Annotated in this window: 20 protein-coding genes; 9 read left to right on the top strand and 11 right to left on the bottom strand. The window is 40.3% G+C overall.

Translation table 11 applies throughout. The features are described 5' to 3' along the window. Window positions 1-20 precede the first annotated feature (20 nt). The 3 genes from rsfS to BDD43_RS06615 all read left to right on the top strand — a co-directional run bounded on the left by rsfS (window position 21) and on the right by BDD43_RS06615 (window position 3,323). Entirely contained in the window at window positions 21-395 is a 375-nt protein-coding gene (rsfS, locus tag BDD43_RS06605) for a ribosome silencing factor (protein ID WP_121196929.1), read from the top strand. A gap of 59 nt (window positions 396-454) precedes the next feature. Next, a complete protein-coding gene (gene ftsH, locus BDD43_RS06610) occupies window positions 455-2,539 on the top strand; it encodes an ATP-dependent zinc metalloprotease FtsH (RefSeq protein ID WP_121196930.1) in 2,085 nt (694 codons plus the stop codon). A gap of 145 nt (window positions 2,540-2,684) precedes the next feature. After that, window positions 2,685-3,323, top strand: coding sequence for a LutC/YkgG family protein (locus BDD43_RS06615; RefSeq protein ID WP_121196931.1), 639 nt, complete (start codon window positions 2,685-2,687; stop codon window positions 3,321-3,323). 313 nt (window positions 3,324-3,636) lie between these two features. On the opposite strand, the gene BDD43_RS06625 is transcribed toward BDD43_RS06615, so the two are convergent. Further along, a complete protein-coding gene (locus BDD43_RS06625) occupies window positions 3,637-4,383 on the bottom strand; it encodes a 4'-phosphopantetheinyl transferase family protein (RefSeq protein WP_121196933.1) in 747 nt (248 codons plus the stop codon). A gap of 225 nt (window positions 4,384-4,608) precedes the next feature. Continuing rightward, window positions 4,609-5,220 (bottom strand): class I SAM-dependent methyltransferase, encoded by a 612-nt coding sequence (locus BDD43_RS06630; RefSeq protein WP_121196934.1) that lies wholly within the window; start codon window positions 5,218-5,220, stop codon window positions 4,609-4,611. A gap of 142 nt (window positions 5,221-5,362) precedes the next feature. On the opposite strand from BDD43_RS06630, the gene BDD43_RS06635 reads away from it, so the two are divergent. After that, window positions 5,363-5,557: a hypothetical protein gene (locus BDD43_RS06635; RefSeq protein ID WP_147425582.1), complete on the top strand. Its 195-nt coding sequence runs from the start codon at window positions 5,363-5,365 to the stop codon at window positions 5,555-5,557. Window positions 5,558-5,781: 224 nt separating this feature from the next. Here the strand turns inward: BDD43_RS06635 and BDD43_RS06640 are convergent, their stop codons facing one another. Both BDD43_RS06640 and BDD43_RS06645 read right to left on the bottom strand, forming a co-directional pair. Further along, window positions 5,782-6,279 carry a DinB family protein gene (locus tag BDD43_RS06640; RefSeq protein ID WP_121196936.1) on the bottom strand — a complete coding sequence of 166 codons (498 nt, stop codon included), beginning with the start codon at window positions 6,277-6,279 and terminating at the stop codon, window positions 5,782-5,784. A 51-nt stretch (window positions 6,280-6,330) separates the two neighbouring features. Further along, window positions 6,331-7,302, bottom strand: coding sequence for a helix-turn-helix transcriptional regulator (locus BDD43_RS06645; RefSeq protein WP_121196937.1), 972 nt, complete (start codon window positions 7,300-7,302; stop codon window positions 6,331-6,333). Between the two features lie 189 nt (window positions 7,303-7,491). Here BDD43_RS06645 and BDD43_RS06650 point away from each other — a divergent pair, with 189 nt between their 5' ends. Then, on the top strand, window positions 7,492-9,696 hold the full coding sequence (locus tag BDD43_RS06650) for a tetratricopeptide repeat-containing hybrid sensor histidine kinase/response regulator (RefSeq protein ID WP_121196938.1): 2,205 nt from the start codon (window positions 7,492-7,494) through the stop codon (window positions 9,694-9,696). Between the two features lie 13 nt (window positions 9,697-9,709). Here BDD43_RS06650 and BDD43_RS06655 read toward each other — a convergent pair whose 3' ends face one another. The 3 genes from BDD43_RS06655 to BDD43_RS06665 are packed head-to-tail and all read right to left on the bottom strand — an operon-like array spanning window position 9,710 to window position 11,636. After that, window positions 9,710-10,522 (bottom strand): ABC transporter permease, encoded by an 813-nt coding sequence (locus BDD43_RS06655; protein WP_121196939.1) that lies wholly within the window; start codon window positions 10,520-10,522, stop codon window positions 9,710-9,712. Beyond that, the gene (locus BDD43_RS06660) at window positions 10,522-11,421 is read right to left on the bottom strand and encodes an ABC transporter ATP-binding protein (protein ID WP_121196940.1); all 900 of its coding nucleotides are present in this window, start codon (window positions 11,419-11,421) and stop codon (window positions 10,522-10,524) included. The genes BDD43_RS06655 and BDD43_RS06660 overlap by 1 nt, the downstream gene beginning before the upstream one ends. After that, window positions 11,415-11,636, bottom strand: a complete 222-nt coding sequence (locus BDD43_RS06665) for a hypothetical protein (protein ID WP_121196941.1) — start codon at window positions 11,634-11,636, stop codon at window positions 11,415-11,417. The genes BDD43_RS06660 and BDD43_RS06665 overlap by 7 nt, the downstream gene beginning before the upstream one ends. Before the next feature lie 232 nt (window positions 11,637-11,868). Between BDD43_RS06665 and BDD43_RS06670 the strand changes: the two genes are divergently transcribed. The 4 genes from BDD43_RS06670 (at window position 11,869) to BDD43_RS06685 (ending at window position 17,191) form a co-directional block, all read left to right on the top strand. Continuing rightward, window positions 11,869-12,885 (top strand): sensor histidine kinase, encoded by a 1,017-nt coding sequence (locus tag BDD43_RS06670; protein WP_121196942.1) that lies wholly within the window; start codon window positions 11,869-11,871, stop codon window positions 12,883-12,885. A gap of 2 nt (window positions 12,886-12,887) precedes the next feature. Then, window positions 12,888-13,613: a LytR/AlgR family response regulator transcription factor gene (locus BDD43_RS06675; RefSeq protein ID WP_121196943.1), complete on the top strand. Its 726-nt coding sequence runs from the start codon at window positions 12,888-12,890 to the stop codon at window positions 13,611-13,613. A gap of 88 nt (window positions 13,614-13,701) precedes the next feature. After that, a complete protein-coding gene (locus BDD43_RS06680) occupies window positions 13,702-16,161 on the top strand; it encodes a TonB-dependent receptor (RefSeq protein WP_121196944.1) in 2,460 nt (819 codons plus the stop codon). Window positions 16,162-16,390: 229 nt separating this feature from the next. After that, window positions 16,391-17,191 (top strand): murein L,D-transpeptidase catalytic domain family protein, encoded by an 801-nt coding sequence (locus BDD43_RS06685; protein WP_121196945.1) that lies wholly within the window; start codon window positions 16,391-16,393, stop codon window positions 17,189-17,191. Window positions 17,192-17,198: 7 nt separating this feature from the next. Here the strand turns inward: BDD43_RS06685 and BDD43_RS06690 are convergent, their stop codons facing one another. The 4 genes from BDD43_RS06690 to metK form a co-directional block, all read right to left on the bottom strand. Then, window positions 17,199-18,743: a L,D-transpeptidase scaffold domain-containing protein gene (locus BDD43_RS06690; protein ID WP_121196946.1), complete on the bottom strand. Its 1,545-nt coding sequence runs from the start codon at window positions 18,741-18,743 to the stop codon at window positions 17,199-17,201. Window positions 18,744-18,799: 56 nt separating this feature from the next. After that, the gene (locus BDD43_RS06695) at window positions 18,800-19,537 is read right to left on the bottom strand and encodes a lysophospholipid acyltransferase family protein (RefSeq protein ID WP_121196947.1); all 738 of its coding nucleotides are present in this window, start codon (window positions 19,535-19,537) and stop codon (window positions 18,800-18,802) included. A gap of 31 nt (window positions 19,538-19,568) precedes the next feature. After that, a complete protein-coding gene (locus BDD43_RS06700) occupies window positions 19,569-20,132 on the bottom strand; it encodes an NUDIX domain-containing protein (protein ID WP_121196948.1) in 564 nt (187 codons plus the stop codon). A gap of 101 nt (window positions 20,133-20,233) precedes the next feature. Further along, on the bottom strand, window positions 20,234-21,484 hold the full coding sequence (gene metK, locus BDD43_RS06705) for a methionine adenosyltransferase (protein ID WP_121196949.1): 1,251 nt from the start codon (window positions 21,482-21,484) through the stop codon (window positions 20,234-20,236). Window positions 21,485-21,511 lie beyond the last annotated feature (27 nt).

Consider the following 21,511-nt stretch of genomic DNA (forward strand, 5'->3'; position numbering starts at 1 on the left):
TCCAAAACTAAATCTTTTTAATGGCAAAAAACAAAGCAATCAAAGAATCATCCTACATTTCTGAATTAGCCGTATTTGGCATACAAGAAAAAAAGGGGAATGACATTATCCGGTTAGATCTTAGAAACATCCATAGTTCAGTAACCGACTATTTTGTAATATGTCATGCCGATTCGGCCACACAGGTTAAAGCAATTGCCAACAGCGTTGAAGATGAGATTTACAAGGCTACCAAGCAAGAACCGCGACACAAAGAGGGGTTAGAACATGGCGAGTGGATTTTGCTGGACTATTTTGATGTTGTGATTCACATTTTTAGAACCGACAAAAGAGAGTATTACGGTGTAGAAGACCTGTGGGGAGATGCAGAAATAAAATATTATAAAAGCGCTTAATCAACATAACAAAAATTTATTGCAATTACAATTAAACGCAAGTTGAGCTTATAACGAACATGAAAGAAAGTAAATCCGAAAAACCTCCAATCCGGAGGAATCCAAATAAAAAAATAAATTCAAAAGCCCCAAAGTTTAACATTATGTGGCTTTATGCGGTGGTGGTATTTGCACTGCTGGCAGGTTCGCTTTTATTAAAAGGCGGTACCGGAAAACAAATAACGTGGCAACGTTTTGAAACCCGCATGTTAGACCAGCACGATGTTGAACGTGTTGTGGCCTACAAAAGCAGTGATTTAGTTATTGCCGAAGTTTATATTAAGAAAGACAGCCTTAAAAAACCCGAATACAATGATTTGCAGGATAAGGCCAATTTTGCCCTTACCCCAACAGCTACGCCGCAATATATTTTTTCGGATGCGTCGTTTGATAGTTTAAAGCAATCGTTAAACAATGCACAGAAGGATTTTGCAGCCAACCAAAAGGTCTCGCTTACTTTTGATTCTAACGATAGCATCTGGTCGAGCTGGTTAGTGCAAACTGTAATTATGCTGGTACTCTTTGCCGGTATGTGGATATTTATCATGCGCCGCATGTCGGGCGGTTCGGGCGGTGGCCCGGGCGGGCAGATATTTAACATCGGTAAATCAAAAGCTACCCTGTTTGATAAAGAAGCGCAGGTATCGGTAACGTTTAACGATGTTGCAGGTCTTGAAGAAGCTAAATATGAGGTAATGGAAATTGTTGATTTCCTCAAGAATCCTAAAAAATACACCAACCTGGGTGGTAAAATACCAAAAGGAGCGCTGCTGGTAGGTTCGCCGGGTACTGGTAAAACATTACTGGCCAAGGCTGTTGCCGGCGAGGCTCATGTACCTTTCTTCTCGCTATCCGGTTCCGATTTTGTTGAAATGTTTGTTGGCGTAGGTGCATCGCGCGTTCGCGATTTGTTCCGCCAGGCGAAAGACAAAGCCCCATGTATTATATTTATCGATGAAATTGATGCCATTGGCCGCGCCCGTGGTAAAAACAATATGGTTGGCGGTAACGATGAGCGCGAAAACACCCTTAACCAGTTATTGGTTGAGATGGATGGTTTTGGTACCGATTCGGGAATTATCATTCTGGCAGCTACCAACCGCCCTGACGTGTTAGACTCGGCACTGTTACGTCCCGGACGTTTTGACAGGCAAATATCTATTGATAAACCCGATTTGAACGGACGCGAACAAATATTTAAAGTTCACTTAGCGCCGGTTAAAACCGCGCCAGATGTTGATGCCAAAAAGCTATCGGCACAAACACCTGGTTTTGCCGGTGCCGAAATAGCTAACGTTTGTAACGAAGCCGCTTTAATAGCCGCCCGTAAAGACAAAGAGGCCGTTGATATGCAAGATTTTCAGGATGCTATTGACAGGGTAATTGGTGGTTTAGAAAAGAAAAACACTTTAATTTCGCCCGAAGAAAAACGTGTTGTTGCTTATCACGAAGCTGGCCACGCAATTGCAGGCTGGTTTTTAGAGCACACCGACCCTTTAGTTAAGGTATCAATTGTTCCGCGTGGTGTTGCCGCTTTAGGTTATGCACAGTATTTACCTAACGAGCGGTTTTTGGTTGCCAAAGAGGAGTTGATGGATGATATGATATTATCAATGGGTGGCCGTGTTGCCGAAGATATTGTTTTTGGTAAAATAACAACCGGAGCCCTAAGTGATTTGGAACGTATTACCCGCCTTGCATACGGCATGGTTAAAATTTATGGTATGAACGAAAAGGTAGGTAATCTATCGTTCTACGATCCGCATGGCGAAAACCAGTTTAACAAACCATACTCGGATACCACTGCCGAATTAATTGACTCGGAAGTGCGTGCCCTGGTAGAACTTGTTTACGCAAAAACAAAAACACTGATAAACGAACATCGCGAAGGCTTAGAAAAAGTTGCCGCTAAATTGTTAGAAAAAGAAGTGCTGTTTCAAAGCGACCTGGAAGATTTATTAGGCAAGCGCCCGTTTGAGGGACGCACCACTTATGATAAGTTTGTAAACGGCGAAACAGTTGTTGCAGCAACGGTTGATAACAATGCCATTCCGGATACGCTGCTCGATCCGTCAAAAGATAATATGGCAGGTGATATAGGTTAAAATATCCATAATAAATTTTTAAAGCCACCGTGTTTTCATGGTGGCTTTTTGTTTGCAAGCAAGTTTTTTTACTGTTATAAAGCTAACTACGCTATTTTTACTCATATTTGTTTTTGTGCTAAGTACATAGAGGGTTTGTTTATACATGAAGGACATTACAACCAGCAAAGAGAAGCTGCTAAAAAAGATACGTAAGGCATTATTAGAAAGGCGCGATAACCCGTACCCGGCCTTTGAAGACCAGCCGCTATACGCCCCTGCCGCCGAAATACCCGAAGTTGTGTTTGCCGAAGCCTTTAGTGCAGTAGCAGGCCAGTTTGTTTTTTGTGAAGACGAAATGCAGTTTATAGAAAACCTGTTAAACCTGGCCGAAGAACGAAAATGGCGAAAGGTTTACTGTTGGGAAAGCCCGTTGCAAAATATTTTAAAACAATACGAATACCCGTTTTTTGAAACCGACAAAGATTTTGAACAAGCCGAAGTTGGTTTTACCTTGTGCGAGGCTTTGATTGCTCGCAATGGTAGTATATTGGTGTCAAACGGTAATAGTGCCGGGCGCAGGTTAAGCATTTATCCTAATGTACATATTGTGCTGGCCTATACATCGCAGTTGGTGATGGACCTTAAAGATGGTTTTGCGCTTATTAAAAACAAGTATGGTAATGCATTACCTTCTATGATATCAAACATAACCGGCCCCAGCCGTACTGCCGATATTGAGAAAACATTAGTTTTAGGCGCACATGGCCCCAAAGAGTTATTTGTTTTTTTATTGGATGGTTAGTTTAATGCACCCAACCCATACAGGGAAATAAAAACCAGTTAAAAACTTTTTATAGCCTGTTTTTCGGTTTTTACTTTTGGGGAGAGTACATAAACTTGTTTGCGGCACGAGCTGCACTTGTATTTTTTAAAAGGCAGAAAAAACAAAACTTTTTTTACAAAAAAACTCCGTTTTACCCTCGATTCAAAATCCCTGCCACAGGTTTTGCATTTTGGTTTTGAGGGGACTAAAGAGATCTGCATGGGTAATAGTTTTATCGCTTATACGCAGAGTAATTTATATAGTTACAATAATAATCTTTTTTTAACGAATATTAAAACAAAAAACCTTTACTGTGGTTTAGGAAGCGGCAATTTTTTGTTACAATGGCAACGCTACCCATGTAGGTATCGCCAGCGTTAAAACTTTTAACTAAAGATGTATTTGCAGAGCCAATTATTTTATTATCAACAAAGTGTAATCCCGTAAGGCCGGGCACTTGTTTTATATCGTCGTCAATCCCTTTTGCGGTGGCTTTAAGCAAGGCTTCTTTGCGTGTCCATAAAGTGTAAAAGGAGTGTAGTGGCATTGCCGATTGCTTTACATGTGCAATCTCGGCCGGGCCGAAACTAATATCCATAATATCGGTATAGTGTACATTAACGTCTAATTGCTCAACATCCACACCTATTTCTGTTTCCGAAATGGCCACCAAAATACAATCGTCCGAATGTGATACGTTAAAATGAATAGTTGCATTACCATTAAGATAAGGCTTTTTGTTTGGGCCTTCTTTAAACGAGAGCAGCGACGGATCGGCATTAAGGTATTTCCCAAGTAGCACCCTAAGCACGGCGCGGCTTATTATAAACCGTTGTTTATCTGCCTCGCGGTAGTAGCGGTTAGCCCTTTCGCGTTCATGGGCAGAGAGCAAACTCCAAAAACGCTCCATTTGCGATATTACTGAACTGATAAAGATGCGCCAAACATCGTTGTAGGTTGTTAAGTTAAAAGTGTTGTTGTCGGCATTAACCCATTCAATGTTTTCAATATCCTCAATCAGTATCGTGGTGGTGCCCATAAGCTGTTATATTATCCGCATAAAAGCGCCGCAATATATTGCTATAAATATAACAAGCACGCTAAAATTATTTTAGAAATAAAAAAATGAATGCCAACTTAATAATACAACCGGGCGTGTTTAACCATTAAATATAAAAAACCAGGGATACCGGAAATACAACTGCCACTACCGAATTTAATATTACCGCAATAGCTGTAAAAAAAATGCGAAGGGTTGCCTTGCCTAAAGTTTACGTAGGCACCAGGTAGTCATGCAGCGTTGGTTTTGTACGTTGGTTGTTTTAATGGGTTCGTGTAGTTGCCCGTTCAAATCATGGGTATAGCGTAACAGGGTTTGCTGGTTTACCAAAAACCTTTCAGATTCATCGGGCAGTAAATACCTGCTGTTGCCAATATCGCGCACCAGCGTTTCAATGCCAATATCTGATGCTAAACGGGCAAACAAAAAACCGCCGGGTTTAATTACCCGCCAAACCGAGCGCAGCATGGCATCAAAATGGGCCTGGTCGTTAGCAAAATGTAATAGAGCGTTGCAAACAGCGAGGTCAAAAAAATCATCATCAAATGGCAAATTTTCGGCGGGCGCAATTTTAAAGTTTTCGGCGGGGTTTTTCGGTGCCAGTTGTAACGATAAATTTTTAACCGCATCAATAGCCTCCGGGTTAGGGTCAACACCATAAACATCATATCCGTTTTGCAAAAAGTAAACCATGTTGCGGCCCCCGCCGCAACCAACATCTATTATGGTTTTGCAATTGTTGTAAGTGCCTTTAAGTAATTGGTCAAACAGGTAAATATCAATATTGCCATAAAGTTGCTGTAGGTTGGTATGCATGTTTTTAAACGGGTTGTAAAGTTGAAGGTCGGTAGCGTTATTTTTATATGTATAACAGCCAGTGTTCAATATACCATCAAAAGTAAAAATTTATTTTATATTTTACTAAAAATTTTAGTAAAATTGTATTCAAAATATACCAATGATGGAAAAGGCAAATAACGAAAATAAGATGATTGAGTTAAAAGATTGGGCCAAAGAAGTTATGGAATTACTGGATGAGGTAAAGCCCTATCGCAGTGTTTTTTACAAACAACGCGTGGCCAAATTAAAAGACGAATTTAAACATATAACCAATGGGCAGGCGTGTTATAAACTGCGCAATACGTTATCGTAGCATATTCAAAATAGTAAATTTATTTACCCCAATTTATTGGTAAGGTTTGCAAATGCATTGCGGGGTACGGTTGGGATGTGGGCTCCCAAAAATATTGGTTAAACGGTATTTAGCGCAACAATAAAAGCAACATTATTGTAAGGCAATCAATTAAAGCACTGGTTTTTAAACTACGCTCTGTATTTAAATTGTTTTTTCCTTACAATAATGTTTAGCAGGTTGTATTAAAAACTCATATCATCGGCACTTGGGCCGTAGCTGCCAGGTATAGGTATATTTAGCAAGCGTAAAAACACGCCCAATTGCGCACGGTGATGCACTATTTGCGAAAACGTTGTCCTTATCATTTCGCCTTTGGTTGATACGCTGTATATTTCATTCCCGTTCCGCAATGTCCAGGTAGGCTCCAAATCGGCGTCGGTGGCTTTTTCAAGGCTTGCTCTTCCGTCTGCTAACGATTTTTCTAATAATTCCATCAACTCTGCCGTATTGGCAACATGGGTTGGCTTATAAGGCGCGGTTGCAAAATCAAGTTCGGTAGTGTTTAATACTAAGGTTATCCAGGTTGGCAGTTCGGCAATATGGTTTGATAGTTGCGCAATAGTCATGCTTTTAACATGCGGTTGCCACTGGTATTTATCGTCCGGAATGCGGTTTAGCATTTTGCGGGTTGTTTGGGCCTCCTGGTCCATTTCTTTTAATAACATTTGAATGATTGCCATAATGGTTTGTTTTTGTTTACCCCGCAAAGTAAACACCCCGTTATGACAACCCTATGTCAGCAGAAAACCATCGGATATAGATAATTTTTCGGCTGTTTTACAGGTTATGGCTTTAACGCGTTCAATCAATTCATCCGGTTTAATAATAGTTGCCATATCGCCATACATCATATACCACCGTGCAAAACCCTCTAACGCTCCGGTCAGGAAAATCATTTCCACCTCATCGCCAACCTGCCGCTCAGATACATAGCCACTATAATATTTTTGCTCGGTTAAATAAGGCACGGCGCGTTTATCAACGCGTATAATTACTTCCTGTAAATTATTGTTTTGATATGTTTTTTGCAGGTGCTCTTTTAAAGGCGGGTGCTTTTGTTTAAATACATCATCGGTTAAAGTAATAGCAAGCACACGGTCTAACCTAAAATCGCGGTAATCGTTTCGCATTCTGCAAAAAGCAATCAGGTGCCAGTAGCCCTCCAGGTAAAATACTCCAACCGGCTCAACCATACGTTGGGTTTGTTGCTGCCTGTAGTTAGAAAAATATTTGAGCGATACTACAACACCTGCCGTAATACTTTTTAATATAGGTTGTATAAGGTCTAATTGTGGTTTTTCGTCGGCTTTATGCTTTCCTTTTAAAACCTCAATATGGGTATCCATGTTTTCTAACAAATCCTTCTCGGTGCTGCGCAGTACAGCCTTTATTTTGTACATAGCCGAGCGGTAATTTGCGCTGTTTGCCGCATCCGTTAACCGCTCCACCATTTTTTCGGCAGTTAAAAAGGCTATTGCCTCTTCGCGGGTAAACATAACGGGTGGCAGGCGGTAGCCGTCCATTATGGAATAGCCTATGCCGGCTTCACCAATAATTGGGATGCCTGCTTCCTCAAGTGCTTTTATATCCCGGTAAACGGTACGTAAGCTAATGTTAAACCTGTCGGCCACATCCTGTGCCTTGGTAATCCTGCGCGATTGTAGTTGGATCAAAATAGCCGATAAGCGGTCAATACGATTCATGTATTTTAAATATCAACATTTTTTAAAAAAAACACAGTTAAAAAAATACGCAGGTACTTTATTTACGTAAATATATATTTAAATAAAAGTTTTGTAAGTTTGGATTTGGGCTATTGAAACAATTAATAATATTTGTTGTTCCAATTAACTATCCGGCCTTACTAAACCCGATAAAATAATTTGAAATTAATGGACGTCATCGCAGATGAGAATAATGAGCAAATTGTTTTGCTGCTCGATAAGGCGTACGCTTACCGAACGAGCGATTTAAACCAAAGCAAAAAGCTTGCTAATGAGGCTTTGGCTTTAAGTAAAAAAACAAAAAACAATATTTTTATTGGCAAAAGCCTGTCGCAATTGGCATTATATGCCATGATACAGGGCGAATATGAAAGCTCGATGGCGATGTCTGAGCAGGCTATTAAATACTTTGAAGAGCTTAACGACGAAAAGGGTATAGCCGATGCCAAATATAATATAGCCGGGGTTTACTATAAAACCGATAATTTTCACCTTGGTTTAGTTTATTTGATAGACTGCCTGGGCACCTACCGCAAATTTAACGACTACCACAACCAGGCCCGTGTAGAAAAATCGTTAGGTACTATTTATGAGTACTTTGGCGATCAAAAAAACGCCATTAAATCATACGAGGATTCTATAGAATCTTCCAAAAAAGCAATTGACATTAGCCTGGAATCAAATGCTTATAATCCGCTTTCTGGCGTTTATTTAAAAAAGGACGAACCCGAAAAGGCGCTTGAACTAATAGAACGCGCTATTTTAATGAAAAACCAAACCGGCGACCTCCGGGGTTTAGCGTTTTCGTTGTACGGCCGGGCTAAGGTATATAGCTACAAAAAGAAGTATGATAAAGCCGAGGCAGATTTTGAAAAAGCAATAACGATACACCAGGAAATGGGCGAAAGGCTTGGCCTGGGTATGGCATATCAAAAATTTGCCAGTATGTATGTACAAATGGGCGCGTTTGATAAAGCCAAAATTGTTTTAAAGAAGGGGTATGATTTAAGCGAAAAGTATAATATTGTTATTATAAAGTTTAAGTGTAATTTTCTTTTTTACCAGATATTTAAAAAGGAAAATAACCCGGTACAGGCATTAAAATATTTGGAGCGTTACTTGCAACAAAAGGAAGCGGCAATTAATACACAAACCTTAAAGGTTATTGAAAATTATGAGCTGCTATCTAAAATGGAGACGTTGGAGCTTGAGGCGAGGCTGCAATTAGAAAAGGCTGATATTATTGCCGAAAAAGACAAAGCCGAGCAGCAGGCCTTGGTTAAGCAGGAGTTTTTATCAACCATGAGCCACGAAATACGTACACCGCTCAATGCAGTTATAACCATAGCAGCACTATTGGGCGATAAAGTAGGTAAAAAGGAGAAGCAATTTGTTGATTCATTAAAATTTGCTGCAAATAACCTGCTGCTTATTATTAACGACATTTTGGATTTCACCAAGCTTGAAAACGGAAAAGCCTCTCTGGAACTGCGGCCAACAAACTTTTGCCAACTACTGGAAAATATTAAGCGTACCTACGAAAACCTTGCAAAAGAGAAGGGCCTGCAACTTTTATTAAATATAGATAGTGGCGTTTCCGAATCGTACGAAATGGACGAAACTAAGTTTTCACAAATTATTGGTAACCTTTTAACAAACGCTATTAAATTTACCGATGCGGGCAGTGTAAACATGCAGGTAGAAAAAACCGGCTCATCGGCGGACGAATACCATCAGCTACGCTTTAAAATTATTGATACCGGTACGGGTATTGCCGGCAATCATCTCCAATCTATTTTCGAAAGTTTTTCTCAGCCAAAATCAATAACTACCCGCAAACAGGGGGGCTCGGGCTTGGGTTTGGCTATTGTTAAAAAATTGGTTGCCCTGCATAATAGCACCGTAGAGGTACTGAGCACGGTAGGTGAGGGCTCGGTTTTTTATTTCGACCTTAGCTTAAAATGCGCTAAATCTCAGGTTAAGGCTCCAATTACAAGATCGGACTTGTTGCAAAACAAAACGGTGTTGCTGGCCGAAGACAATATGATAAATGCCATGGTAGCCATGAAATTGCTATCGAATTGGAAAATGAAGGCAGAGCATGCAAACGACGGCTTGAAAGCTGTTGAAAAAGCCAACGCAAAAGGTTACGATTTTATTTTGATGGACATACACATGCCCGAGATGGATGGTTTTGAAGCCACCAAAAACATACGCTGCGGAGCAGGGCACAATTGTTATACACCCATATTTGCTTTAACTGCCGATATTACTGCCGAGCATAAAGAAGAGTATATGCCCTACTTCGACGGTTTTTTACGCAAGCCTATTGAAATTGATAAACTTTACGAAGCTATGGTTAACAAGCTATAAAGGGAAAGCCAGGTTATTTTACGCTCTTTTTTTGTACCACAAAAAAGCCCAAAATAAAAAAAACAGCGGCCAGTGCAAGGCTTACAAAAACCTCTTTAGTAAACATGTCTACACTAAGTACCAGCGGCCCAGGTGCCACGGGCTTTTTATTGAATGTAAAAATGCTGTTTGTTGTAAGTACAGGGTGTGCATAGGGTATCCAATAACTGTATTCCCAGTTAAAGCCAACCAATATCCAACCGGTAATGGTTCCTAAAAAACCAATGCCCATAGGTTTTATAAAATCGGCCCATATTAAGCTCAATAAAAACTGTACCGATAATATACCCAGCGAAGCCAGAAACAATTTTAAATAAATGAGCGCCAAAAAGCCCTCCATGTGGAATTCGAAAAACTTGAGTTCTGGTTTTAATGCGCCCAGTAAATTACCACCACCAATGGTAAACAGGTAAAACAGCATTAAACACATAAAAACCAAAAATACTGCATACGTGTATTTAGCCGCATAAACGGCCCACTTTGATATGGGTAACGAAAACAAACTTTTCCAGGTATCGGCACGGTGCTCTATGCTATTTACCGAATATCCTATAATGATGATGTAAATTGGGAGCAACAGTTTGCCCATTACACCAAATATAACATTGGCGTATGATACCCATAAAATTTGTGCAGGTAGCTTTGCCATTTTTTCGCTATGTGTTAAAAAAGCAACAAACATGAGCAGGCAAATTAAAAACGGCAGTATAATTGAACACCAAAAACCCAATGTTTTGCGGCTCTTATAAAACTCCGAGCGTACCGATAATATATATCCTTTCATCATCAGGTGTTTTGGGTAATTGATAAAAATAAATTTTCTAGATCTTTTTGCACTTTGCCAATGGCATATACTACGTGGCCATTTTGGTTAAGTAAAGCGTTTATGCGTCCAGTTTCTTCCTTTGATGTATAGGGGACAAAAATGTTACCCTCCTGAACGTCGTTAATAGTAAAGCCACTGCGGGTTAGCAAATTGGCCGCATCGGCACTATCGCTTAACTCAATATGCACAAGGGGCTTGCTTAAACCCTGCAAGTCCTCAATAGTACCCTGAAAAACAAGCTGGCCGTGGTTTATAATACCAACGTGGGTTGCCATACGTTCAATTTCGGCCAGTAAATGGCTCGATACAAAAACGGTTTTGCCTTGCTCTTGCACCAGGCGCATCAGCAATTGCCGTATTTCTATAATGCCGTTAGGGTCGAGGCCGTTGGTGGGTTCGTCTAAAATAATAAGTTTGGGGTCCGATAACAGGGCCAGGGCTATACCCAGGCGTTGTTTCATGCCCAATGAGTATTGCCCCGCTTTTTTATTTGCTGCTTGTTTTAAGCGTACAAGCTCGAGCATCTCGTCAACCCGGGCGGCGGGTACCTGCAATAGCAAGGCACGGTTGCGAAGGTTTTCTCTTCCCGAAAGGTGACTATAAATAGCAGGCTGCTCAATTAACGAGCCTATTTGCGATAGTATTTCTATCCGGTGAGTGAGTATGTCTTTGTCAAATAGTTTAATAGTGCCATTATCAGCATGCAGCAAATTAAGCAGTAGCTTAATGGTTGTTGTTTTACCGGCGCCATTTGGCCCCAAAAAACCATAAATGCTGCCTTCGGGCACTTGCAACGATACAGATTTTACAACCTGCTGGCTACCAAAGTGGAACGAAAGCTGGTCGGTATTAATTACCATTCTCTTTGTTTTGCTACGGAACATACCGCCTTAAACAAAGTTACACTTTTATTAAACAAAGAAGTGGCCTGTTTTCCGTTATATGCAACGTTTGCAGCTTTTTCAAGCTCCGATCCCTTTTTTTCTATCTGGTAGCTTACGCCCATAACCATTACAAATAGTATAGGTACAAGTAGTAACATAAATGGGTTTGTGTTGTTGATTAACTTTTTCATGGCAGATATTGTTTGATTGATTTGATGACACAAATGAATAGCAATAGTTTAACCTGCTAAAATCAATTAGACCAACAGCCAGTAATTATAGATGAACGGGTAAATACAGCCTAATTTAATTAATCGGCAATCAAATCCGGTTCATCGGTAAAAATGCGGCGTACATCTAAATACAGTTAGTATTATAGTTATTTATTTTACATTAGATGCGATGAAAGTGAGCGAGCGATAAATGAAAAAAGGATGGCAAATATTTTGGCACGTGTTTTTTTGGGTGTGTATGGTGTGCTTTTTTGGCTTAATTACGCACAACAATACCAAAATAAGTATCGAAGGCTTGTTGGTTATTTTTGTACTGTACGGGTTTATTAACATTGGGCTGTTTTATGTTAACTTTTTGTTATTTATACCGCTGTTTTTAAACCGTAAAAAGTATTTAAAGTACAACCTTACCCTATTTATTTTTATACTGCTAATTGGTTTTATTAAGTATGGCCTGGCGCTGTTTTTTAAGCAGTATGTGCTGGTGCGGGGTAATATGCATGGGGTAATTAGTTTTACTTCGTACTACATAAGTGCTTTTTTTACCAGTTTAATATTTGTGTTTTTAAGCACGGTACTTAAATTTACCTTAGACTGGTTTTTGAACGAGCGCATTCAGCGCGATCTGGAAAACCAGCGTTTGAGTGCCGAACTGGCTTTTCTTAAATCGCAAATTAACCCGCACTTTTTGTTTAACTCGCTTAACAGCATTTATTCGCTGGCTTATCAACGATCAGAAACTACGCCCGAAGCCATTTTAAAACTATCCGAAATTATGCGTTATATGCTTTACGAGTGTAACGATAACAAGGTTGATTTGGCTAAAGAACTGCAATACCTGCAAAACTATATCGATTTGCAAAAGATACGTTACGCTAACAAAGCTTTTGTTGATTTTGAGATAAACGGGCTTATCAGCCACCAGCGTATAGTACCACTATTGCTGATTTCGTTTATAGAAAACGCCTTTAAACATGGCGTTGCCAACGATCCCCAAAGCCCCATACGCATTGTTATGGATATTGAACCAGAGCATCTTTATTTTAAAATGGAAAATAAAAAGCATCAATTTAATAAAGATTGGGCAGGAGGTATTGGCCTTAACAACGTGAAACGCAGGCTCGATTTATTATACCCCGGCAAGTACCAAATGAAAATTGACGACGGTGCCGATACTTATACCAGCGAATTATCCTTAAATTTATAGCCATGATACGATGTTTGGTAGTTGACGATGAGCCTTTGGCCTTACATATATTGGAAGATTATATTAGCAAGGTGCCATTTTTAAGCCTTGTTAAATCAACAACAAACCCCATCGAGGCATTGTCATTTGTGCAAAACGGCCTGGTTGATTTGGTTTTTTTGGATGTGCAAATGCCCGAACTAACCGGTATACAGTTTTTAAAAATTGCCAACGGAAAGGCGAAAGTAATATTAACTACTGCCTATTCGCAATATGCGTTAGAAGGCTATGAACTTGATGTTGTTGATTACCTTTTAAAACCGATAGCTTTTGATCGGTTTTATAAGTCGGCACAAAAGGCGCAAGGTATTATTAGGCCCTCAACTGCCGTTGCAGCCCCCGCCCCCGAACCCGCGCAGCAGGATTTATTAAGCGACTTTATTTTTGTTAAAACAGAGCACAAAATACAAAAGGTTTATCTGCACGATATTCTTTTTATAGAAGGCCTTAAAGACTATATATCCATATTTACCCCAACAGAGCGCATTATAACCCTGCAGATTATGAAGAAGATGGAAGATGCTTTACCCGAAAAGCATTTCATCAGGGTTCACAAATCATACATAGTGGCGCTAAATAAGATAGATAGTATTGAACGCAGCCGCATTTGGATTAAGGATAAGGTAATACCTGTTGGCGATACCTATCGCGACCAGTTCTTCAAAATTATAGACGCCAAAAACATTTAGCTTATTTAGACTAATTACAAATAAAATTGCAAGAGGGCGGTATTTTTATTTCCTTTGCGGCTGTTTATAATTAGTCTAAATAAATAAAATGAAAAACTTCTATCACCAGCTCAAAACAGCAATATTTATTTTTTGTAGCTTATGCTGCCTGGTCGCCGCCGCCCAACCGGGTAATGGATCAATAAAAGGCACGGTTTTAACCAGCGACGGTAAACCCGCTGCTTATGTTACCGTAAAAATAAAGGAAGCTCACAAGCAAACCGCTACTACAGAAAAGGGAACGTATGCATTTAAAAACCTGCCTGTAGGTAATTACACAATTGTATTAAGCCATGTGGGCCATAGCCAACAGCAACAACAGGTAACTGTTAACGCGGGGCAGGTGGCCGAGCTTAACTTTACCCTGGCGCAAAGCGCAACCGAGTTGAGTGAAATAAATATTAATTCGGGTAAAACCATAAATACTACACCTACAGCATTAGGCAAGGCAGATATTAGCCCTATGGATTTACCACAAAGCTCGGGCGTGGTAACTAATAAAGTAATAGAAGACCAGCAAATTAACCGCCTTGGAGATGCAGTTAGAAATGTAAGCGGGGTTACACTTACCCAAACCCGCGGCGGCGTGGGCGAAACCTTTACCGCACGCGGCTACAGTATAGGCATAGGTGGTGGCTCGGGCAGTATATTTAAAGATGGCGTGCTCACCAATACCGCCGGTTTTCCCGAAGCAAGTACCCTGGAATCTATCGAAGTGTTAAAGGGGAGTTCGGCCTTATTGTATGGCAATGTTTCGGGCGGTGTGATTATCAACATGGTAACAAAAAAGCCAAAGTTTGAAAACGGCGGCGAAGTATCAATGCGCTATGGCAGTTACAATATGTACAAACCAGCGGTTGATGTTTATGGCCCGATAAGCAAAAACCTGGCATTTAGAGTAGTTAGTACTTACGAAAATGATGGCAGCTACCGCGATAATGTAAAAACCGAACGTTTTTATGTAAACCCATCGCTATTATACAAAGCTGGCGAAAAAACCACCATCATATTATCCGGCGATTATTTAAAATCTAACTTAACTCCCGATTGGGGCGTAGGCTCGCTTAATTTAGGCCAGGCTATAAATTCCACGGTTCCACGGTCGCAGTTTATCAATACCTCATGGGCATACAGCCACATGGACCAGTATTCGGGCACGTTAACGGTAAACCACCAATTGGCAGATGCCTGGCGTTTAAACTTTATTACCTCAAGCCAGGGAACTAAAATTGATTCGTATGGTTCTGGCTTGCCTAACAACGTGGCTGCCAATGGCGATTGGAACAGGGGGTTAGCACGTGCTAATACCACCGAAAATAATTACACTGCGCAGCTAAATTTAAACGGAACATTTAAAACAGGTGGTATAACTCACCAACTATTGGTTGGTACCGATTTTGCAAAAGTTACTAATTTAACTAATACCTATACTATACAAGGTTTGAGTACCATTAATGGCGCAGCAAATGTTTACGATGTAATAAATATAATTGATTTAAACAAATACACCGCTCGCACCGATATGCCTAATACTACCGATACTGCTTTAACTAAAGCACCATCATACCGTTTTGGATATTATATTCAAGACTTGATAAGCCTTACCGATAAATTTAAAATACTGGCCGGCTTGCGGTACTCGGTACAAAAAACCGTAGCCACATATGTAACAAGCTACGCCAGAGCTGTAGATTACAGGGGTTCGGCAGCAAATAAGGTTGATGGGGCCTTTTCGCCAAAAATAGCTTTGATATATGAGCCTGTTGCAACAACATCTATTTATGCAGGCTATACTAACAATTTTGTAATTAATACAGGCACTAATGTTGCAACCGGACAAGCCATGACTCCGTCTGTTGTTGACCAATATGAGGCTGGTATTAAAAACAAATTTTTTGATGATAAATTGTCGGCAAATATTAGCGTGTACAAAATAATTAATCAAAATCTTGCAGTTCAATCCCCATACACAACAGTTGACGGCCCTATTGAAAATACAAATACAGCCCTAAAAAAGTTTAGTGGCCAAACAACAAGCAACGGTGTAGAGATTGACATATCAGGCAACATATCTAAAAACCTGTATTTTATTACAGGTTATGCTTATAACCATGCCTTTTTTTCTAACACAACTGGTTTAAAGGGCTCAAACCTGGAGGGCGAACCAATCGTTATTAATCCTTCCAATACGGCAAATGGCTCAATATTTTATAAGTTTAGCGGCGGCCAACTAAAAGGCTTTAAATTAGGAGCCTCTGCATTTTATACCGGCTTTAGGTACGCGGGTTATAACAACACTGTTGGGCAAACACAAAAATATAACCGTTTGCTGCCAGTAGGCGGTTTTGCAACTCTTGATCTGTCTGCTGGTTATACCTATAAAAAACTATCGTTATTGGCAAGCGTAACCAACGTTACCAATACCATGAATTACTTAATACACGATAACTATAGCGTTACACCTATACCGCCAACACAGTTTTTAACAACTTTAGCCTATAAATTTTAGGCTTAAATATTTGAACAGGAGCCGGGGTTTTAACCCCGGTTTTTTTGTGCAGCAAGCAATACATAATATTCTTGTTAAATGGTCGTTTATTAAATGTTGGTTAAATAAATTTCGTTCGGGTGTTGTATATTTCTCTTTGATTTAAAGTTGGATAATCAAAAGCAACATTTGCCAACACGACACGTATAAAGCAATAGATATAACTAATTAATTTAAAACCAATTTAAGTATGATTAAATCTTTTTTATGGATTCCTTGTGCGTTTTTTGCGGTGTCGCTTACGCTGAACAGCCCTGTTTACACCCCCAATAGTTTTTCATTAAAAGATTCAACCGAAAACTCCAGTGTTTCATTAGCCAGCCGGTTATTTAACCACTATGTTGATAACATTTATCAAACCTGCGCTTTGCAAAATAGCGGTTTAGATGTTGCCGTACTTAAAAAAGCAATAACCGGATATTATAACCTTAAATTGGCCGATAAAATTACTTCTAACAGTTGTATTATAACCATAGTTGATTTGGCTAAATCAAGCTGCACAAAGCGCATGTGGATAATTGATCTGCAAAAGCAAAAATTGTTGTTAAATACCTGGGTTGCACACGGCCAAAACAGCGGAGCCGATGTAGCATCTCATTTTTCTAACAATGTTGATTCGTTTGAAAGCAGCATCGGTTTTTATGTAACCGATAAGGTTTATATGGGCAAACACGGCCGCTCATTAAAGCTAAACGGCATGGACGAAGGCTTTAACGACCGCGCAAACGAACGCGACATTGTTTTACACGCCGCGCCCTACGTTTGCGAAGCTTCTATTAAAGAGTTAGGCCGCCTTGGGCGCAGCCAGGGTTGCCCGGCTGTTTCTCCTCTGCTAGCCAACAAAATCATCGATACCATTAAAGGCAAAAACCTCTTATTTATAAACGGGAACGATGGTAGCTACAGCTCAAAATATTTAAACCCCGATATGGCTGTGCGAATAGCTTTTCAGGATAATGATAGTGCATCGTCGGCAAACGCAATGTTATAGCAACCTGTTATACGGGTGCCAAAAACTTTTGCAGGTGTGCATATAACACAATATCTAAACCGTAAATATCTTTCCTAAATTGTAGTGTTCCGCCGGCGTCAGCCCAGCAGGTAACATAGGTTATATAAACCGGTACTTTTTTATTGAGGTATAAACTGGTGGGTTTGCTATTATCTTCGCCCATTAGTTTAGCTATGGTATTATACTTTTCGCCGTCGCCAAAAAGGGCATGTGCAAAATCAAGCGGTTTTTCAAGCCGCACGCATCCGTGGCTAACGGCTCTCATTGGTTTTTTAAAGGCATCTTTGGCTGGAGTATCGTGCAGGTAAACACTGCTTTTGTTGTTAAATAAAAACTTTACTTTTCCCAGCGAGTTATCGGCGCCGGGCTGTTGTTTAAAAGAGTATTGGCTACGTTCTTTTTCCGAAATCGAGGCCCATTTAATTGTTTCGGGGTCGTTAACAATAGCACCGTTTTTATAAACGTTAATGTTTTTGTTTGATAAATAATAGCGGTCTTTAGCGGCTTCAACAATAATTTCTTTGTTTGCAATGCTTTGCGGAATGTTCCATATCGGGTTTACCTCGGCAACGTATATTAAGCTGTTTAGCTGCGGGGTTTCGCGCTGAAAAGGTCTGTCTATTTTATCACTGTCGTCATACTCAACCAGGTTATCGGTATGGTTACCATTGCGGCCCTGGCCAACACAAACCTTCATGTTGAGTGTTGATTTGCCGTTCTCCATCAAATCTAACTGAAAATCCGGAATGTTTACTATGGCGTATCGCGCCTCGGTTGGTTTGTTTTTCCAGCGCAAGCGTTCAAGGTTAACTAATAGGGTGCGCTGTGTTTCTTCTTTGGTTTGGCCAGGTACAACTACGTTACTAACCAGTGCTTTTTGTAAAGTAAGGTATTGCGGGTTTTTTGGCTGAATGCTATCTAAAAAAGTTTTTAAATTTTTTAATTCAAAAACGCGGCTCATGCTTAAACTATCTGGCCGTTTAGTTACCGTGTAATAATTAGCATAAATGCGCCTGGGGTTCATCACGCCAAATTGCAGCGCGTTGGAGTAATTGATAAGCGAATTAGCTATACTTAATTCCAGTTGAGCCATATCGGTATAAGCCTCATCGGTAGTTTTAATGGCTTTTTTATCGTAAAATTTAGCCAGCAACAACTTTATTTTTTCAGTTTGGAACATTTTAGGATCCAGGCCATGCTCGTTTGCCTTGCCCAGGTAATCAACTAAAAGCCTAAGGTTATCATTGCTTAAATTGCTGGTTAACAAAACCGGGTCATAATCGTGGCTATCATAATAAGCCTCAATTATTTTAGGGTTGCTAAGTTTGGTATTTGGGTCGGTTAGTGCTTTTTTTAATACTATAGCAAAGCCTTCGGGAGTAATATCTTTAAAAACCTTGTTTTGGGTTTTTGCAAAAAAGGCCTTTCCAATATCCGATCGAACCTTCTTTTTACAGCTTGCAAACGTTAATAATATAAAAAGGCCTGCCGTGGCCAGTACAGCAAAAACAATATTTTTAGATGATAGCATAATTTTTATACAGTAATTTTACGCCTGTATAGCAATCATTATACCAGTGGTTAATTTTAGGCCTGGCCCAGTGCTTTTTTTATGCTTGTTTCGGCCTCTAACACCAGTTGCTCGTAGGGTTTGTTTCCTGGCTCTATGGGTGGTAACACTTTTAGGGTAATATGTTCAAATGCACTTAAAGGGAAAAAGCCGTATTGCACCATGCGCCACGAATTATCAATTGCCAGGGGTACAAGCAGTGCATTGGGACATTTTTTAAGAATAGTGGCTACCCCGCCCACCTGAAAATTTTTGGCCCTGCCGTCTTTTGCCCGCGTTCCTTCCGGGAATATCACCGCCGACCAGTTGTTTTCTTTCATCCGTTCGGCCAGTTTTACAATTTCTATAATAGATTGTTTACCGTCTTTACGGTCGATATTAGCGCCGCCGCCTTTACGCAGGTTATAGGATATTGACGGTATACCCTTAGTTAATTCAATTTTTGAAATAAATTTTGCATGATGCTTACGCAGAAACCAAATAATTGGCGGAATATCATACATGCTTTGGTGGTTTGATAAAAATACGATGGGCCTATCAGTTGGCAGGGTTTGATTATTGGTGAACGTTACCCGGTTGCCCAATAAATAACAAGTGGCTACCAAAAAAAAGTTCATCAAATCAACCACAGCCTTATGGGCTTTATAACCACCTATATTATAAGCCAGCCATTGGGTAGGGTGAAATATCCCCAGCCAAAACCAAAAGAAGAGATAATATAAAGGTGTTAGTATGTATCCAAAAAACTTATGCATCGGCGCAAAATTAGTATTTACGGCGGATAAATTAAAGCAAGTTATTTTGCAGCAGCATTATCTTTATTTTAAGCACTGCGGCAACCGTCATCGAGTCGGTTATCTGGCCGTTGCATACCATTTGATATACCTGCTCAAAAGGTACTTTTTTAATAACAAGTTGCTCAGTTTCTTCGGGTTCGGCCTGGTGTTGGGTAAGGCCCTGTGCTAAATAAACAATGCTTAATTCGTCGCTCACGGAGTTTGATAGGTGCATGCGTTGCAACTCGGTCCATTTATTGGCCATTAGCCCCGTTTCTTCCAATAACTCGCGCTTGGCGGCATCCAAAGCGTGTTCGGCATGTGGGCCGCCGCCTTCGGGTATTTCCCAGCTGTATTGTTCTAAAGGGAAACGGTACTGCCCAACCAGATAAGTATTCAAGTCATCATCCAAGGGTACAACGCCAATAGCTAGGTTTTTAAAATGCACCTTACCATAAATACCCGGGTTGCCCGCTGGGTTAATAACCTGGTACTCGGTTAAATTTATCCAGGGGTTATCATATATAGCTTTTTCGGAAGTTATTTTCCAGGGATTGGTTTCGGTGTTATGCATGTTTATATTTTGCTGGGAAATTTAATTGCGTTTACAATTTGTTGCAAATAAAATACGCTTGTACAACAAAAAAGCCTCCGTTAAAGGAGGCCGATAGTATTTTAAATGCTAAATGCTGTTTTAACTTTATCAACATAATCCAGCTTTTCCCAGGTAAACAATTCAACCTCCATAGTTTTGGCTGTGCCATCGGGCAGGGTAAATGTTTTGTTTACTATTTGGTGCGGCCTGCCAAAGTGCCCGTAAGCAGCCGTTTCCGAATAAATGGGGTTGCGCAATTTAAGGCGGGTTTCAATAGCGTAAGGCGTCATGTTAAAAATGGTTTCAACCTTTCGGGCAATTTCGCCATCGGTAAGGTTAACCTTAGCTGTGCCGTATGTGTTTATGTAAATACCCATTGGCTGTGCAACACCAATAGCGTATGATACCTGTACCAGCACCTCGCTGCATACACCAGCGGCAACCAGGTTTTTAGCAATGTGGCGGGTTGCATATGCTGCCGATCTATCCACCTTAGATGGGTCTTTTCCCGAAAAGGCACCGCCACCATGTGCGCCTTTGCCACCATAGGTATCAACAATTATTTTACGGCCTGTTAAACCGGTATCGCCGTGCGGACCGCCAATAACAAATTTGCCGGTTGGGTTAATATGGTATTTAATATCGTCGTTAAAAAAGTGGCCGTATTTAGGGTACTTGCTTTTTACACGCGGAACTAAAATGTTAATAATGTCTTTACGTATTTGCTCAAGCATTACAGGCTCTTCGCCAAAATCATCATGCTGGGTCGAAACCACAATAGCGTCAATACGTACCGGTTGGTTGTTATCATCATACTCCAACGTTACCTGCGATTTTGCATCCGGCCTCAAATATTTTACCTCGCTGTTTTCGCGGCGAATTTCGGCAAGGGTAATTAAAATAGCGTGGGCAATATCCAGTGCCAGGGGCATATAATTATCGGTTTCAATGGTGGCATATCCAAACATCATACCCTGGTCGCCAGCTCCCTGCTCTTCTTTACTTTTACGGTCAACGCCCTGGTTAATATCCGGCGATTGCTCATGAATAGCCGATAGCACACCGCACGAACTTCCGTCAAACATATATTCGGCCTTGGTATAGCCTATTTTATTAATTACATCGCGCGCTATTTTTTGCACGTCGAGATAGGTTTTTGATTTAACCTCGCCAGCCAAAATAACCTGCCCTGTGGTAACTAACGTTTCGCAGGCAACTTTCGATTCCGGGTCAAATGCCAGAAAATTGTCAATTAATGCATCCGATATTTGGTCGGCAACCTTGTCCGGGTGTCCTTCCGATACCGATTCTGAAGTAAATAGATATGACATAAATTTTTCAAAAAAATTTTATAAACA

Origin of the sequence: Mucilaginibacter gracilis (genome assembly GCF_003633615.1) — a bacterium.
Taxonomy (GTDB): Bacteria; Bacteroidota; Bacteroidia; order Sphingobacteriales; family Sphingobacteriaceae; genus Mucilaginibacter; species Mucilaginibacter gracilis.